General features: G+C 63.3%; 13 protein-coding genes. 5 read left to right on the top strand and 8 right to left on the bottom strand.

The features are described 5' to 3' along the window. The first annotated feature begins 107 nt into the window (after window positions 1-107). Window positions 108-1703 (top strand): GMC family oxidoreductase, encoded by a 1596-nt coding sequence (locus K3752_RS13245; RefSeq protein WP_260063495.1) that lies wholly within the window; start codon window positions 108-110, stop codon window positions 1701-1703. A 44-nt stretch (window positions 1704-1747) separates the two neighbouring features. Here K3752_RS13245 and K3752_RS13240 read toward each other — a convergent pair whose 3' ends face one another. Further along, window positions 1748-2950 (bottom strand): hypothetical protein, encoded by a 1203-nt coding sequence (locus K3752_RS13240; RefSeq protein ID WP_260063494.1) that lies wholly within the window; start codon window positions 2948-2950, stop codon window positions 1748-1750. A 386-nt stretch (window positions 2951-3336) separates the two neighbouring features. Between K3752_RS13240 and K3752_RS13235 the strand changes: the two genes are divergently transcribed. Together K3752_RS13235 and K3752_RS13230 are read left to right on the top strand one after the other, a co-directional pair. After that, window positions 3337-4725, top strand: a complete 1389-nt coding sequence (locus tag K3752_RS13235; protein ID WP_170401398.1) for a bifunctional enoyl-CoA hydratase/phosphate acetyltransferase — start codon at window positions 3337-3339, stop codon at window positions 4723-4725. Continuing rightward, complete coding sequence (locus K3752_RS13230) at window positions 4722-5969, top strand: acetate/propionate family kinase (RefSeq protein ID WP_170401401.1); 1248 nt, start codon at window positions 4722-4724, stop codon at window positions 5967-5969. The genes K3752_RS13235 and K3752_RS13230 overlap by 4 nt, the downstream gene beginning before the upstream one ends. A gap of 224 nt (window positions 5970-6193) precedes the next feature. Here the strand turns inward: K3752_RS13230 and gph are convergent, their stop codons facing one another. Further along, the gene (gene gph, locus K3752_RS13225) at window positions 6194-6868 is read right to left on the bottom strand and encodes a phosphoglycolate phosphatase (protein ID WP_260063493.1); all 675 of its coding nucleotides are present in this window, start codon (window positions 6866-6868) and stop codon (window positions 6194-6196) included. A gap of 220 nt (window positions 6869-7088) precedes the next feature. On the opposite strand from gph, the gene hemP reads away from it, so the two are divergent. Both hemP and K3752_RS13215 read left to right on the top strand, forming a co-directional pair. Next, window positions 7089-7256: a hemin uptake protein HemP gene (gene hemP, locus K3752_RS13220; RefSeq protein ID WP_005978533.1), complete on the top strand. Its 168-nt coding sequence runs from the start codon at window positions 7089-7091 to the stop codon at window positions 7254-7256. Next, complete coding sequence (locus K3752_RS13215) at window positions 7253-7729, top strand: hypothetical protein (RefSeq protein ID WP_170337651.1); 477 nt, start codon at window positions 7253-7255, stop codon at window positions 7727-7729. The genes hemP and K3752_RS13215 overlap by 4 nt, the downstream gene beginning before the upstream one ends. A 43-nt stretch (window positions 7730-7772) precedes the next feature. Here K3752_RS13215 and K3752_RS13210 read toward each other — a convergent pair whose 3' ends face one another. The 6 genes from K3752_RS13210 to K3752_RS13185 all read right to left on the bottom strand — a co-directional run bounded on the left by K3752_RS13210 (window position 7773) and on the right by K3752_RS13185 (window position 15846). Continuing rightward, the gene (locus K3752_RS13210; RefSeq protein WP_260063492.1) at window positions 7773-10838 is read right to left on the bottom strand and encodes an aminotransferase class III-fold pyridoxal phosphate-dependent enzyme; all 3066 of its coding nucleotides are present in this window, start codon (window positions 10836-10838) and stop codon (window positions 7773-7775) included. Window positions 10839-10940: 102 nt separating this feature from the next. After that, on the bottom strand, window positions 10941-11813 hold the full coding sequence (locus tag K3752_RS13205; protein ID WP_260063491.1) for an NAD(P)-dependent oxidoreductase: 873 nt from the start codon (window positions 11811-11813) through the stop codon (window positions 10941-10943). Between the two features lie 133 nt (window positions 11814-11946). Further along, window positions 11947-12705 carry an SDR family oxidoreductase gene (locus K3752_RS13200; protein WP_260063490.1) on the bottom strand — a complete coding sequence of 253 codons (759 nt, stop codon included), beginning with the start codon at window positions 12703-12705 and terminating at the stop codon, window positions 11947-11949. Then, on the bottom strand, window positions 12702-13634 hold the full coding sequence (locus K3752_RS13195) for an SDR family oxidoreductase (RefSeq protein ID WP_260063489.1): 933 nt from the start codon (window positions 13632-13634) through the stop codon (window positions 12702-12704). Before K3752_RS13195 ends, K3752_RS13200 begins: the two co-directional genes overlap by 4 nt. Further along, the gene (locus K3752_RS13190) at window positions 13631-14533 is read right to left on the bottom strand and encodes a bile acid:sodium symporter family protein (protein ID WP_260063488.1); all 903 of its coding nucleotides are present in this window, start codon (window positions 14531-14533) and stop codon (window positions 13631-13633) included. Before K3752_RS13190 ends, K3752_RS13195 begins: the two co-directional genes overlap by 4 nt. Next, window positions 14530-15846, bottom strand: a complete 1317-nt coding sequence (locus tag K3752_RS13185; RefSeq protein WP_260063487.1) for an NAD(P)/FAD-dependent oxidoreductase — start codon at window positions 15844-15846, stop codon at window positions 14530-14532. The genes K3752_RS13190 and K3752_RS13185 overlap by 4 nt, the downstream gene beginning before the upstream one ends. Window positions 15847-15851: the final 5 nt, after the last annotated feature.

Raw genomic sequence — 15851 nt, 5'->3', positions numbered from 1 at the left:
GCTATCCTCCCGTTTCGCAATTAATGAGACGTTTTGTATCAAAAAATGCTAGCTTAATTCATGCATCTTGCATAGGGTTTTTTTAGCAACTTCGGGAGGAGCCGATCATGGAAGTGGACTATGTGATTGTCGGTGCCGGTTCTGCGGGATGTGTCATCGCCAATCGGCTTAGTGCTGATCCCCAAACCAAAGTTGCATTGATCGAGGCGGGCGGACCAGACACCAACCCGTGGATTCACATCCCGGTCGGGTACTTCAAGACCATGCACAACCCCTCGGTCGATTGGTGTTATCGCACCGAGCCTGACCCGGGCCTGAATGGGCGTTCCATTGATTGGCCGCGCGGAAAAGTGTTGGGTGGGTCGTCGTCGTTGAACGGGCTTCTGTACGTTCGCGGACAAAAAGAGGACTATGACCGCTGGCGCCAGATGGGAAACGTCGGGTGGGGCTGGGACGATGTTTTGCCCCTGTTCAAACGCAGCGAAGATCAAGAGCGCGGAGAGGACGAGTATCACGGCGTAGGTGGCCCGCTGTCCGTCTCCAATATGCGCATACAGCGCCCGATCTGCGATGCCTGGGTCGCCGCGGCGCAGGCCGCAGGCTATCCGTTCAATCCCGACTACAACGGTGCCAACCAGGAGGGCGTCGGGTATTTTCAGCTGACTACGCGCAACGGTCGTCGTTGCAGTGCGGCCGTCGCCTATCTCAAGCCCATCCGCAACCGGCAGAACCTGACGATCATCACGCGCGCGCTGGTGACGCGGGTTGCCATGGACGGCAAGCGCGCAACAGGCGTCGTTTACCGCGATCGGTCGGGCGAAACCAAAACGGTGAAAGCCCGGCGCGAGGTCATCCTGTCCGGGGGGGCAATCAACTCTCCGCAGATCCTGATGTTGTCAGGCATCGGTGACCCGGATCATCTGAAGGCAAACGGAATCGAGCCCGTTCACGCCTTGCCGAACGTCGGCAAGGGGCTGCAGGATCACCTGCAGGCGCGCCTGGTATTCAAGTGCAACGAGCCGACCCTGAACGATGAGGTGCGGAGCCTGTTCAACCAGGCCCGCATCGCGCTGAAATACGCGTTGTTCCGGGCCGGTCCCATGACCATGGCGGCCAGTCTGGCAACCGGTTTCATGAAGACCCGTCCTGATGTTCAAACCCCGGACATCCAATTTCACGTCCAGCCCTGGTCGGCGGACAGCCCTGGCGAAGGCGTGCACCCGTTTTCGGCCTTTACGATGTCGGTCTGCCAACTCAGGCCGGAAAGTCGTGGAGAGTTGCGGTTGGACGGACCGGACCCTGCCAGCTATGTCAAAATCATCCCGAATTACCTGTCGACAGAGACCGATTGCCGTACGATCGTCGGCGGCGTCAACATCGCGCGCAACATTGCGCGCCACAATCCGTTGGCCTCAAAGATCTCCGAGGAGTTCCGACCGACGGCCGATCTGTCCTGTGACGACTATGAAGGTACGTTGGACTGGGCGCGCTCGAATTCAGTGTCGATCTATCATCCGACCGGAACCTGCGCGATGGGTACGACCGACGCGGCCGTTGTCGGACCTGATTTGAAGGTGAAGGGGATCGAGGGGTTGCGCGTTGCAGATTGCTCGATCATGCCGGAAATCGTCAGCGGAAACACCAATGCGCCCGCCATCATGATCGGCGAGAAGGCCAGCGATCTGATCGCGGGACGCGGCTGACACGGAGTCTGTGGGTCGGTTTTTGGCTGGGTAAGGTCAGAGCGTCATTCGACGGGCAATCCGAATACCGCGATTGCTGCGCCAAGAATGCAGAACAATGCAAACACCAACGCGCGGAAGCGCAGGTTTTGCTGAGACGCCGACCGGGCCGCGATGCCGGCCTGCAGCGCGTAATAGGCTGCAAAGGCGCGCGACGCATAGCTGATGATTTCAAAGACATTCGATGTCCAGGTCAGTATCAACCCGACGCCGACCAAAACGGTATAGGCGGTCCGTTCAGAGACGCGCCCGCCTGAAATCTCGGACAGCAGTCCACCGGACCCGCTTGTATCCGCGACGGCGGCGCTGAACTGGGCCGACAGGGCCGCAATAACCAGAAGGACGGGCAGTATCGGGGCGACAACCTGCATCAGGTCAATGATCGCCGTTTCGTCCAGAACCAAGCCTCCCGGTTCGACCGAATAGGTCAACAGGCAGATATAGATCAGGTAAACCGCGCTTGCGATCAACTGGGCCCACCGCATCGAGCGAATGCGCGTTTCCGCATCATAGGCGTGGCCGAGGTAACGCGAGGTTTCAAATCCCTGCACGGTGACGATCAGGCCCGCCAACAACATGAACGCGTGCGAGCCGCGCTCGGCCGGCGGGTCAAAGACAAGCGCATCTTGGCTGTATTGCTCGGCGAAATACGTGGCAAGTCCGACAAGCAGCCCGGCGATGATTGCCAGTTTCAGGCCGACTGAAATCTGCTCCAACCGTTCCAGCGCGGAAAACCCCCGGGTGCAGCCAACGAAAAGGATCAGCACAAGCACGCCCGAGGTCACAAGGCGGGCATGAAACGCGTCATCCACCTGGGTCAAGCTCACGCCAAACGAGCCGAACAGGTTCAGGTAGTAGGCGACCGAAATGAAGTAGGCAAAAGACAGGCTTGCCGACGCGACCCTTTCGGCCCGCTCGATACCGGCACCCCGGTCGGATCTGTGCGCAATGTCGCGGATGTTGTATCGAATTGCGCTTCCAAACCCCCAGGCCGCGGCGCAGAGGCCCAGCATGGCAAGCGGGGCCAGATCGCCAAAACTGACGTCCAGGATTGGACCAAGAACAAGGAACCCGCTGCCGATGATCGACGCCAGCGGGGTGATCGAGGCTCTCCACATCCGGGAATTGGCGACACGTGGCCAAACCAGAATGGCCAAGACCACCACGACCGCGGCCAGGATCAACGTATTCTGCAACTCGGTCGTCAAGGGAACGGTTCGGCCTCGCTAGTGCTCGTCGGGACGCCGCTGGTGGGGGTTCAATCGCTGAGGGGCGATCATGGTATGTGTACCGGCATCCAAGGTCGCTCAGATTTACCAATCAGCGGTATCCCGTTCAACTCTGGCGCTTGGTTGTGCCGCGTTCCATCGCCTTTTCCCAAGCCAGATGGCGGGCGCGTCAAAAAAACCGGGTGGCTGTCAACGTCTTGTTGCATCGCTCGTGCAAGGTCTTCCGGCACGCAAATATGACGTGACGTGCCGGGGTATGAGTTGGACATTTCGCGTGTAATCCATCAGGTTCCGGGCAACACAGCTCCGGTCGCTCGGCCCTTGTATGGCCGCGTTCGGCGCGCAATATTCGCAGGTTGAACCAGATGCAGTATCACAACAAACCCTATGATCAGCTCAACATCGGGGACACGGCCGAACTGAAGCGTCTGTGCACCGAGGATGACTTTTATGCCTTCGCCGCGAATTCGGGCAATCACAACCCGCTGCACCTGGCCCATGAGGACGGGGATGGAGACGACCGGCCCGAGGCGGTGGCGCCATCGCTGTTCGTGGGCGCGCTGATCTCGGCTGTTCTGGGAAACATCCTTCCCGGGGCCGGGACGCTTTATAAGTCGCAACAGTTCGACTTCGTGGGCCGTGCCATGGCCGGGGACGAGCTTTTGGCGCGCGTGGTCGTCACCGAAAAGCGTGCCAACCGCGAGGTGGTCTTGGATACCACCGTCACCCGATGCAGGGATGACGCGGTCATCGTCAGCGGCAAGGCCGTGGTAATCGCGCCGGACCGCGCGCTGTCGTTCCGCGAAATCGAGGTTCCCGGCCTGATCGTTCAGCGGCACCGTCACTTCGACGCGTTGCTGGAGAAATCCCGGCCGCTGGATCCCATCCCGACCGCCGTCGTCGCGCCGGAGGACCCGAACTCGCTGGGCGGCGCGATCCTGGCTGCGCGGGAAACGATCATTGAGCCGATACTTGTCGGTCGCCCGGACCTGATCGGGCAGGCGGCGCAGGAACTGGGCGAAAAGCTGGATGGTTTCGAGATTGTCGCCGCGGAAGAGCACAGCGAAGCCGCCCGCATCGCCGTCGACCTTGTGGTCGAAGGCCGGGCCGGGGCGCTGATGAAGGGGCATCTGCACACCGATGATCTGCTGAGGGCCGCATTGCGGAAGGATCAGGGATTGCGCGCGGGCCGGCGCTTTACCCATGTTTTCGTCATGGACGTGCCCGGGCAACCGCACCCGCTGCTGGTGACCGACGCCGCGATCAATATCGAGCCCGATCTGCAAACCAAGATCGACATTACCCAGAACGCGATTGATCTGGCGATCTCGATCGGGATGGAAACGCCCAAGGTCGGCGTTCTGTCGGCGGTCGAGACGGTGAACCCGGCCATTCGGTCCTCGATCGACGCGGCGTTGCTGTCCAAAATGGCTGAACGGGGCCAGATCATAGGAGGCTTGGTCGACGGTCCGCTGGCCATGGACAATGCGGTCAGCATGGCCGCAGCACGGATCAAGGGGATCGTCTCGCCAGTGGCCGGACAGGCCGACATACTTGTGGTTCCGAACCTGGATGCGGGCAACATGCTGGCCAAACAGCTGACATATATCGCCAACGCCGAAGCGGCAGGGGTGGTTCTGGGGGCGAAGGTGCCGATCATCCTGAACAGCCGCGCGGATGACGACAAGGCGCGTTTGGCATCCTGCGCCGTGGCTGCCCTGCACGCCGCCCGCATTGCCGGGGGGCGGTCATGAGCCATGTCATCACGCTGAACGCAGGCTCGTCGTCTCTGAAGTTCGGGCTGTTTTCGTTGCCATCCGATGACCCGGTTGCAATCTGCACCGGAATCGTGGACCGCATCAGCGCCGCTGGCGCGACCATCCGCGCCAAAACGTCGGATGGCCGCACATTGGGCGGTGATGTGGCAGACGGGATTGCCGATCACAACGAGGCCCTGAACCATGTTCTGGACCTGATCGTCCAGCAATTTCCCGCGGCCAATATTGCAGCCGTCGGCCACCGCATCGTTCACGGTGGTCCTGACCACGATCAACCGATCTTGCTGACACCTGAAAGCCTTGCAGCGCTTGACGAACTCTCGCCGTTCGCGCCGTTGCACCAGCCCTACAACCTCAGCGGCGTTCGTGCCTCGGTCGAGCGGTTCCCCGATGCGGTGCAGGTTGCCTGTTTCGACACCGCCTTTCATCGCAGTCACCCTTGGGTCAACGATACGTTTGCCTTGCCGACCGAGTATTATGACAAGGGCGTTCGCCGTTATGGGTTTCACGGCCTCAGCTACGAATACATCTCGGGCCATCTGGCCAAGACCGCTCCGCTGCTGCATGGCGGCCGGGTCATCGTGGCGCATCTGGGCAACGGCGCGTCGATGTGCGGTATGATCCACGGCCGCTCGGTCGGGTCCAGCATGGGGTTCTCGGCCATAGACGGTCTGCCTATGGGAACCCGATGCGGCCAGTTGGATCCCGGTGTCGTCCTCTACCTCATGGACCAGAAGGGCATGAGCGTGGATGAGATCACCGAACTTCTGTATCGCAAATCCGGTCTGCTGGGTCTGTCCGGTCTGTCCAGCGACATGCGAACTCTGGAAAAGTCCGACAGCGGCAGCGCGCGCCGGGCCATCAGCTATTTCAATTTCCGTGCGCGGCGTGAACTCGGTGCCCTTGCGGCTGTGCTGGGTGGGCTGGATGCGGTGGTGTTCACTGGTGGGATTGGCGAGAACTCTGCGCTGGTGCGCGAAAGGATTTGCGTCAACATGGGATGGTTGGGGATTGAGCTGGACCACGATGCCAACACGGACCACGCCCGGATCATCTCGACACCGCTGTCCCGGGTTCAGGTCATGGTCATCCCCACCAACGAGGAACTGGTGATCGCCCGTGCGGCTGCTCGCTTCGTCTATCCGCACATGTACGAGACGCTTTTGGACAAAGCGAGCCCAGCCGCGCCACCCCCGGCCGATGGTTTGGGGCCTGAGTGATCAGGCGCTAGACGTCAGCGAAGGAAATTCTGCGAATTTTTCGCAAAAAGTGTCTCTCTACGGGAAACCCCCAATTTCGGGCATAGGTAGGCTGGGCTATTGTCTGATTAACCAAGGTCAAACTTGGCCTACCACTTTCCCCGAAGAGGGGCTGGCTACCTACCCCCTCAGCCGGCCCCTCAAAAACCCCAGAAAATCAGTTGAATCCCTTGGCAGCCAAAGCCTTAGAGCCCGGTGCCAGATAAGCCCGTGATGCGCATTGCCAGGTCGGGGAGGCGCGCAAAGTCGTCGAAGCTGGCCAAATGAGGAAGTTCTGAGACCGGCGACTTTCGATACCCTTCCGAATACAGCAGAAATGGGACTTGGGCACGTTGGGCGGTTTCTGCGTCCACTTCGCTGTCGCCCACAAAGACACGCGCGTCGTTTGAACCCAGTGCCTCGAACGTGGCGGTCAGGTGGGCGGGGTCGGGTTTGCGGGATTTCACTGTATCTCCGCCGATCACCACGTCGAAGAACTGCGCCAGATCCAGAACCTCAAGGATATGCTGCGCGGGCGCTTCCGGTTTGTTGGTGCAGACCCCTAGCGCGATATTTGCAGCCCGCAGTCGTCGCAGAGCGTCTTTGACACCTGGATAAGGCCTGGTGATCGCACTTGATGCCTGGCTGTAATGGTTCAGCGTGACCTGTGTCAGTTCGGAATGGCGCTCAATGCTCAGTCCGCAGTGGAGGATCACGCGCTCAACCAGTTTTGGCAGACCATTGCCGACGAATCCCCGGATCGTTTCTTCGGGCAGGGGCGCATAGCCCTGATCGGCCAGCATCCGGTTCGCTGCTGCCGCAATGTCGGCCAGGCTGTCCACCAGCGTGCCATCCAGATCAAACACGATTGCCGCCGTCATCTCCGCTCCCGTCTCTAAGTGCCGAGACCCGGCCTAACGGGCCTGCCGCAAGGGCGCAATGGTTCGGTGTGCGAATAGCAGGAAACCGGCACTTGACATACCTTAGTATTTTTATCAGATTAAGCATGAAGACACGCAGCCAACCCGGTTCCGGGCCAGCCAGATCCATGAAAGTTGAACGGAAAAGGCGCTTTGCCTGAACACAACCGGAGATGACCCGATGAACGCGCAGAACCCGAATCCGACCCAAGCCTATGCCGTTTCGATGCTGCCGGCCCACAAGGCCGAGGACCTGACGCAGGGCGGCAACCTGGCCCATATCGAACTGGGCGACCAGCTGTATACCCTGCGCATCACCCGCGCGGGTAAATTGATCCTGACAAAATGAGCGGCGCATCGACCCGGGGCGGCGCCCCGGTCGGACGGCTGGCCGATCTGACCCCGATCGAGGCTGGCGCCGTCATGTACCTGCGGATGTGGAGTGACGGGGCCGCCGGCCGTGCCGACGCCGCACATGACTTCGACATCGCGCTGGGCGCCGATCATGGGCAGCTGGCCATGCTGGCGCTGGATCGTCTGTGCAGCCTGTGCGCCCATCACGCCCGCCGCCCCCTGATCCGGCACGGGCTGGGCTGCGCCTGTCTGGGCGCGGACGAAAGCTGTTTCGCGCAGATGATCGCTGCGGCCTCGGAAGGGGCGCGCGAGGATGCGATGATGCTGGCCGCCTTGATCGTACGCCCCGATTTCGCGCCCGCGCTGGCGTCACTGTCCGAAGAGTTCGGGCTGGCCCTGCGGCGCATGACCTCCGCCGTTCCACTGCCGACCACCGGCCATCAGACCCCCTCGGCCGTGCTGCACTGACAGCGCGGTTCAGTGCCCTGGCCGAATTCGGCCGGGGCGTTTCTCAGCAGCAGCCGCACCCGTCATGGTGATGGCTGTGGTCGCACACCGGGGCAGGGGCATAGTCGCCCACCTCGGCCAACACAGACCGCAGCGCCCACAGGATCATGTCCACATCTTCGGCCTCGATGGTCAAAGGCGGGCGGATCTTCAGGATGTTGTCCTTCGGCCCCTCGCTGCCGATCAGGATGCGGTGGTCCCGCATCCGGTTCTTGACGTACCGGCAGATCTCGGTGCCTTCCGAGCCGTCGGGGTTGATCAGTTCGACCCCAAGAAACAGGCCCATCCCCCGCACGTCGCCCACGCAGGCGAACTCGGCTTCGATCGCGCGCAGACCATCCATCAGCCGTGCGCCCATCACGCGGGCATTCTCCTGCAGGCCCTCGTCATCGACGATGTCCAGCACCTCCTTGCCGATCCGGCAGGACAGGGTCGAGCCGCCGAAGGTCGAGAAGAACTCGATCCCGTTGTCGAAACTGTCGGCGATATCGCGCGTGGTGACCAGCACGCCCAGGGGGTGGCCGTTGCCGATGGGTTTGCCCAGAACCACGATATCAGGGGACGCGCCCTGATGTTCGAAGCCGAAATAGTACTCGCCCAGCCGGCCCAGGCCCGTCTGCACCTCGTCGGCGATGCAGACGCCGCCGGCGGCGCGGATCTTTTCGTAAACCGCTGGCAGATAGCCTTTTGGCGGGATGATCTGCCCTCCGACCGAGGGGAAGGTCTCGGCGATGAACCCCGCGACCCCGTGCCCCTTGCGCTGCAGGGCTGCAATCGCGTCGTCGACCAGGTCGGCATATTTCTGCGCGCGGTCGGGGTCATCACGTTTGAACCGGCCGCGATAATCGTCGGCCACCTCGACCAGTTCCACCCAATCGGCTTGGCCCACGCCGCCGGGCTTGTTGAATTTGTAAGCCGAAATGGCCACCGCCGCATTGGTGTTGCCGTGATAGCCGTGATCGGGCGTCACCATGCCCTTGGCCCCGCTATGCGCCCGCGCCAGGCGCAGGGCCAGCTCGTTGGCCTCGGTGCCCGAGTTGACGAAGAAGCACACCTGCAGGTGTTCGGGCAGTTTCGACAGCAGCTTGTCGGCAAACTCCACCTGCGCCGGATGCAGATAGCGGGTGTTCGAATTCATCCGTTTCAACTGATCCGCCGCCACGGCCTGAATGCGCGGATGCGCGTGCCCCACATGCGGCACGTTGTTGTAGGCGTCCAGATAGGGCCGCCCCCATTCGTCGAACAGGTGATGTTTCCACCCACGCACCAGCATCACCGGGTCGTCATAGGTCAGGCTCAGGTTGCCGCCAAAATGCGCCCGCCGTTTGTTCAGGATCTCGGCCTTGTCGGTCGGGCGATAGAAGACCTTCTCGTCGGGCAGGTTCAGCAGGGCCGCCGGGTTCGGGCAGACCGCATGCCACAGGTCCAGCTCGTCCGGGTCGGCGACGCCCGGCCAGTCGGCCTGCATGCCGTCCGTGGTCAGCGCCAGCTGGAAATGCACATGTGGCGCCCAGCCGCCGTTCTGGCCGGCATCGCCCAGCCGGGCGAATGCCGCCCCCTGCGCCACCGGATCGCCCGGTTTCAGCCGGTCACAGACCTCGGGGTCCAGATGCCCGTACAGCGTATAGAACGCGTCACCTTCGGGGGTTTCGTGATGCAGGATTACCACGCCGCCATAGTCCAGATGGTTCGCCCGGTTCTCGACCGCCTCGACCCGCCCGCTCAGCGGTGCCAGCAAAGGCGTCCCCGCCGGCGCGAACACATCCACCGCCAGATGCACCGTGCGCCGGTCCGACGCCTTCCACGGACCTTTGCGGAACGCAGGCTCGGCATAGATCAGGCGCGGTTCGTTGTAATAGCCCAGCCACAACCCGTCGCCGAATTCCGCGCCCACCCGCGCGGCCTCGTCCAGCGGCATGTGGAACGGGTTCTGCGGCCAGGTCGAGTTTTCGACCGACAGCGAACCCATCGGAACGTCCGACAGATCCTGCCCCAACAACTGCGCAAACTGCCCGCGATGCTCGGCCAGATATGCGTGAATGCGCTCGGCCCCATCGGTGACGGGCAGCCCGCAGACCGCCCGCAGCCGCGCCGACATCAGCTCGCCATTGACCGAACCATCCTCGAGAAACCGCCAGGCCGGTGCCTGGCTGATCGTCACATACGGGTCGTCGGGGTTTTCGGTGGCCATCAGCGTGGAATTGACGACCGACACGGCCAGCCGCATCCGCAGCAGAGGCCAGAGCAAATCCACCTCCTGCGGGCGCAGCCGGTTTGCGGCGTGATAGCCCCGCACCAGCGCGGCCAGTGCCCGTTCAGGGCGGGGGTAATCCAGCACCACATACGCCCCAGCGATCGCCAGTTCGCACACCCGCGGCGCGGCGCACATGTCGCCCAAATCGATGAGGCCCGAAACCTGCCGACGCTCCGACAGCTCTCCTTCGACCAGGATGTTGTAGTCATTCACGTCATTGTGGATGGCCTGCCGGGGCAGCTCGGCCAGCATGTCCGCGACGGCATCGAACTGTGCACAAATCTCGCGCAGAAGGGCCGCGCGATCGGGGTCGGCAACCGCATCCAGCTTGTCAGCGATCCAGCCGGCCTGGGTCAGGTCCCATTTAAACTCCGGCCGCTCCAGGCCGGGATGCGAAAACCGCTCCAGCGCCCGATCGGTCGCCCCCAATACCCGGCCCAGTTTCAGGATCAGGTCCTCGGATTTCGGCACCGTCTTGGCATAGCACCGGCCCGGCAGCCTTTCCAACAGCCACGCCAGACGAGGCCGTCCCGCGTCGTCGTCGATCTGCAGCAGCAAACCGCCGTCCAGACCGGGGATGACCTTGGGAAACGGTAGCCCCGGGGCCTCGGCCGCGATATGCTCCAACGCCTTGATCTGCAGATCCACCAACTGCGAGTCACACCCGGCCCGCATGACCTTCAGAACATAATCCTGCCCATTGGTGGCTTGCACCAGGAAATTCAGGTCATACTCGCCATCCAGCCGCGAGAGCCGGGCGTCCAGCCCCCAGACCCGCCGCAGCGCGGCCGCCCAAAACTCACTGACATCATTCATTCGAACTTCCGCCCCGTGCGCGCCGGGGCCCTCTTCATCTGGCTGAATATATCCTCGGGGGGAATCGCGCTTGGGCGCGATGGGGGCAGACGGCCCCCCGTTTTATCCCAATGCCCGCAGGCGTTTGATCAGTGACGAGGTGTCCCAGCGGGCGCCGCCCATCTTCTGTACATCCTTGTAGAACTGATCGACCAGCGCGGTCACCGGCAGTGATGCCCCGGTCTCGTCCGCCGTGTCCAGGCAGATGCCAAGGTCCTTGCGCATCCAGTCCACAGCAAAGCCGTGGTCGAAATGGTCATCCAGCATGGTCTCGTAACGGTTCGACATCTGCCAGCTTCCGGCGGCCCCCTGGCTGATTACCTCGACCACCGCGCGCCCGTCCAGCCCGGCCTTCTCGGCGAAATGCAGCGCTTCGCTCAGGCCCTGCACCAGCCCTGCGATGGCGATCTGATTGCACATCTTGGTCATCTGGCCCGCGCCGCTGTCTCCAATGCGGCGGCAGATCTTGGCATAAACCTGCATCACCGGCTCGGCCCGGTCATAGGCAGCCTGATCGCCGCCGCACATGATCGACAGAACCCCGTTCTCGGCCCCGGCCTGACCGCCCGAGATCGGCGCATCGACAAAAGAGATCCCGCGCGCCTTTGCCGCCGCATACAGCTCGCGCGTGACCTTGGCCGAAACGGTGGTGTGGTCAACGAAAACCGAGCCTTCCGCCATGCCGCCGAACGCGCCATCCTCGCCGGTGCAGACCATGCGCAGATCGTCGTCGTTGCCGACGCAGGCCATCACGAACTCGGCCCCCTCGGCGGCACCGCGCGGCGTGGTCGCCATCTGGCCACCATGCTGCGACACCCATTTCTCCGCCTTGGCCGCGGTGCGGTTGTAGACGGTCACCTCATGCCCGGCCGCCTGCAGATGCCCGGCCATCGGATAGCCCATGACGCCCAGGCCAAGGAATGCAACTTTCGCCATTTTCGAGATCCTCCCTGTGACCGGTCCGGGACATGAAACGCCCAATGGCCGGAATGCTTGCCAGAGACAAAGCAAAGCCGCGGCCAAAGGGCAACCCCGCACCGGGAGACAGGCCGCAATTAATGGCCGTGCGTCACGCGCCGCTGATTTTGCGCTCCATCAGGCGCTGGTACAGGCGTGGGGCCAGCCGGTTCAGCCACCAGGCCAGCCGCGCCACCCGGCCCACCGGGATGACGGGCCGCCCGCGATCCATCCCTTGCAGGATCACGCGGGCGGCCGCCTCGGGGGTCATCTCGTCCATGCCGTCGCTGGCAGATCCGGGGCGTGCGGTGCCATCCGGCTGCCGATCAGCCCGGCCCGGGTTGGTCGCCACGAATGATGGCGCCGCGATATGCACCCGCACGCCATGGGGGCGTTCTTCGGACCGCAGCGATTTGAAGAAACCTTCCAGCGCGTGTTTCGAGGCCGCATAGGCCGTGCGGTGATACAGCGGCGCAAATCCCGCCACCGACGAGATCGCCAGATGCGCACCTCGCGACCGGCGCAGCGCGGGCAGAAAGGCGCGGGCCATCGAGACGGCCGAAAAATAGTTGATCTCGAACACCTTGCGGTGGCTGGCGTCGTCGGACTGATCGAACCCGCAGATCTGGGTGATCCCGGCGTTGTAGACGACCAGATCGATGCTGCCGCAATGCGCAAGCGTATCGTTCACGGCGCGCGCCAGTTGCGCCGGATCGGTCAGATCGCAGGCAATCGCCATCTGCGTAGCGGTGTCCTGCACCCCATCCACCTTCAGATCCAGCAGGACCACGCGCCATCCACGCTCTTGCAGCGCGGCCGAGAGCGCCTGACCCAGCCCGCCGGCACCGCCCGAGATCACTGCGGTTTTCATAGGCCCACACTCCTTTTCCAAAGGTCGAACACCTCGGCGCTGGTCTTCTGCGGGACATAGCCGAACACGGTCTTCAGCGCCGTATTGTCCAGAACCGGTCGGTATTGCAGGAACCGCACCTGTTCAGGTCCATAGCGCGACAGGCCCAGAGGGCGGGCCACGGCCAGCGCCGCCTTGAGCGCCCACGCCGGCAGGCGCAGCACGGGTTTGTCCAGCGCGCGAGCCAGATCGTCGACGCCCAGCGCGCCGTCCCCGGCCACGTTGTACACCCCGGGCGGCCCATCGGTGGCTGCGCGTTTCAGGATGCGGGCCAGATCGCGGGTCCAGATGAACACGAAGGGGCTGTCGCTGCCCGCCACCGCCAGCAGGCGGGGTTTGCGGAACAGGGCGGTGATCTGGTTGTCGGTGCCGTCGCCCAGCACCGTGCCCACCCGCAGCACCACCTGCTCCAGCTGCGGCGCGGCGGTTCGGGCCTCGGCCAGCAATTCCTCGACCTGCCGCTTGTGGTCGGAATAGGGAAACTCGGGGTTGCCGCGCACCGGATCGGTTTCGCGCAGCAGCACCGGGTTGTCCGCGTGATAGCCATAGGCCGCTCCCGACGAGGTGACGACCAGCCGCCGTACGCCTTGGGCCAGCGCGGCATCGACCACCTTGCGCGTGCCGCCCACGTCCACCGCATGGGCCTCGGCCCGCGACATCCCCGGCGGAGGCGTGACGATCGAGGCCAGATGCACGATCACCTCGGGCTTCACCTTGGCGATCACCCGGGCGGGGTCGCCCGTGGTGACGTCCATGCGCAGAAACGGAACCTCGTCCGGCAGCGTGTCCGGGCGGCGCAGATCGGTGGCAAACACCTCATGGTCGCTCAGCTCGTCCAGCAGGGCGCGGCCGACCAGGCCCGCAGCACCGGTGATCAGGATGCGGGTCATCGGGCGGCCTCGGTCCGGGCCATTAGTTGCGCCAGCGCCAGCCCCGAGATGGCATGCCAGATTCCCCAGAAAGCGGCCACCACTGCCATCCCGCCCAGCCCGTTGAAAAAGGCGAAGATCAGCACCAGCCCAAGGCCCGAATTCTGGATGCCGGTCTCGATCGTGATTGCTCGCCGGTCAAAGGGGGACAGCCGGGTCAGAGTGGCCACAACCCAACCGCCCCCCAGTGCCAGTGCGTTGTGAGCGATCACAAGCCCGGCGACCGCCCCGGCGTAGCCCAGGAAGAAACTCCAGTTGGCCGCCAGGGCGAGTACGATGAAGGCCACGAAAATGGCCATGGACAGGATCTGCAGCGGCCCGCGCAGCCGCGCCGTCAGGGCGGGGCGCTTCTGGTTCAGGGTCACGCCCAGAACCAGCGGCAGGATCAGCATCAGCCCGACGATGATGGCGATCTGCACCGGGTCGATCTGGGTCTGCTGCAGAATGGCGCGGGTCGGCGGGTACAGCCCGCCCCACAGCGCGATGTTGAACGGGGTCATCACGATGGCCCCGATGGTGGCGAAGGCGGTCATCGACACCGAAAGCGCCGCGTTTCCGCCCGCACGATGGGTGATGAAATTCGAGATGTTGCCCCCCGGACATGCCGCCACCAGGATCAGCCCCAATGCGATCGAGGGGCGCGGCTCGGTCAGCCAGACCAGCAGGAAGGTCAGCACCGGCAGCACCAGGAATTGCGAGGCGAGCCCCACCACCACGGGCTTGGGCGCGCGCCGCAGCCGGTCGAAGTCGCGTGGTGACAGGTCGATGGCGATCGAGAACATCACGATCGCCAGAATCGCGTTCAGCAGAGTCAGCGAACCGGGGCTGAAATTCAGCGTGATCTCGTCGATGCCGGTCATGCGCGGGCTTTCCGGAACCGCGCGATCCAATCCGTCACCGCCTTGCGATAGGTCGCCTTGTCCACGTAATAGGCCATGCGGGGCAGGTTCAGGTACTGCATGCCTCCGGTGGCGCGCTGATAGTCTTTTTGTTTTTCCGCCTTCAGCGCCGCGGCCACGGGGCAGCCGGACTGAAGACCCTTGATATAGCGCGCCACCATTTCGGCCTGCTCGTGGCGTCCTTGCCAGCCCAGCCCGGTGGCCTCGATCATGCCCAGAACAAACAGATCGTCGCGTTCGGGATGCATGGCGTTTAGGTACAGATGCGGCGCATCGCCCTTCCAGTTCAGCAGGTTGGGGTCGATGAACGGGTAATGCAGCTTGTACCCGGTCGCGGCCAGGATCATGTCATAGTCGCTGGCGCTGCCGCCCTTGAAGTGGACCGTGCGGCCCTCGATCCGCTCGATGTCGGGGCGAATGCGCAGGTCGCCGTGGCCCGCGTGGTACAGGACCAGCGAATTCACCACCGGGTGGCTTTCGTAGAGTTTGTAGTCAGGCTTGGGGAATCCGTATTTCTGCGGGTCGCCCACGAACCAGCGCAGGATCATCCCGTCGATCCGGCGCTTCAGCCACATGGGCAGGCGGATCATCCCGCCCAGCGTGTCGGCGGGTTTGCCAAAGACGTATTTCGGAACGAAATAGTATCCCCGCCGCATCGACAGGTCGCACTGCGCGGCGTGATGGATGGCGTCCACCGCAATGTCGCACCCGGAATTGCCCGCGCCCACGACCAGCACCCGCTTGCCGTCGAACTGGCTGGGATAGCGGTACTGCGCGGCGTGGATCAACTCGCCGTCGAACCGGCCGGGAAAATCGGGCATGTTGGGTTCCGACAGGGTGCCATTGGCGATCAGTACCCCGGCAAACTCACCGCTATGCGTGCCTTGGTCGTCCCGCCAGGTCAGTCGCCAGCCATCGCCCGGTGTACCCAGCGGCGAGGCGTCGATCACTTCGGTGTTGAACTTGTAGTGATCGTGCAGGCCGAAATGATCGGCAAAAGCCCGGAAATAGTCGCGCATCTGCCGGTGCGACGGGTATTCGGCCACGTCGTCGCCCATCGGGAAATCGGCAAATTCGGTCATCGTCTTGGACGAGATCAGATGCGCGGATTCGTACATGGTCGACCGTGGCGCATCGATATCCCACAACCCGCCCACATCGGAATGCAGCTCGAAACCTTGGAACGGGATGCCCTGTTCCTTCAGCACCTTGGCCGCCGCCAGCCCCATCGGACCTGCGCCGATCAAGGCATAAGCCTTGCGCGCCTGTGTCATGAACC

It is taken from the genome of Ruegeria sp. B32 (assembly GCF_025141855.1).
In the GTDB taxonomy this organism is placed as follows: domain Bacteria; phylum Pseudomonadota; class Alphaproteobacteria; order Rhodobacterales; family Rhodobacteraceae; genus Ruegeria; species Ruegeria arenilitoris.
The sequence above is the reverse complement of the archived record's forward strand: the minus strand, read 5'-3'. Positions and strand labels throughout refer to the sequence as shown.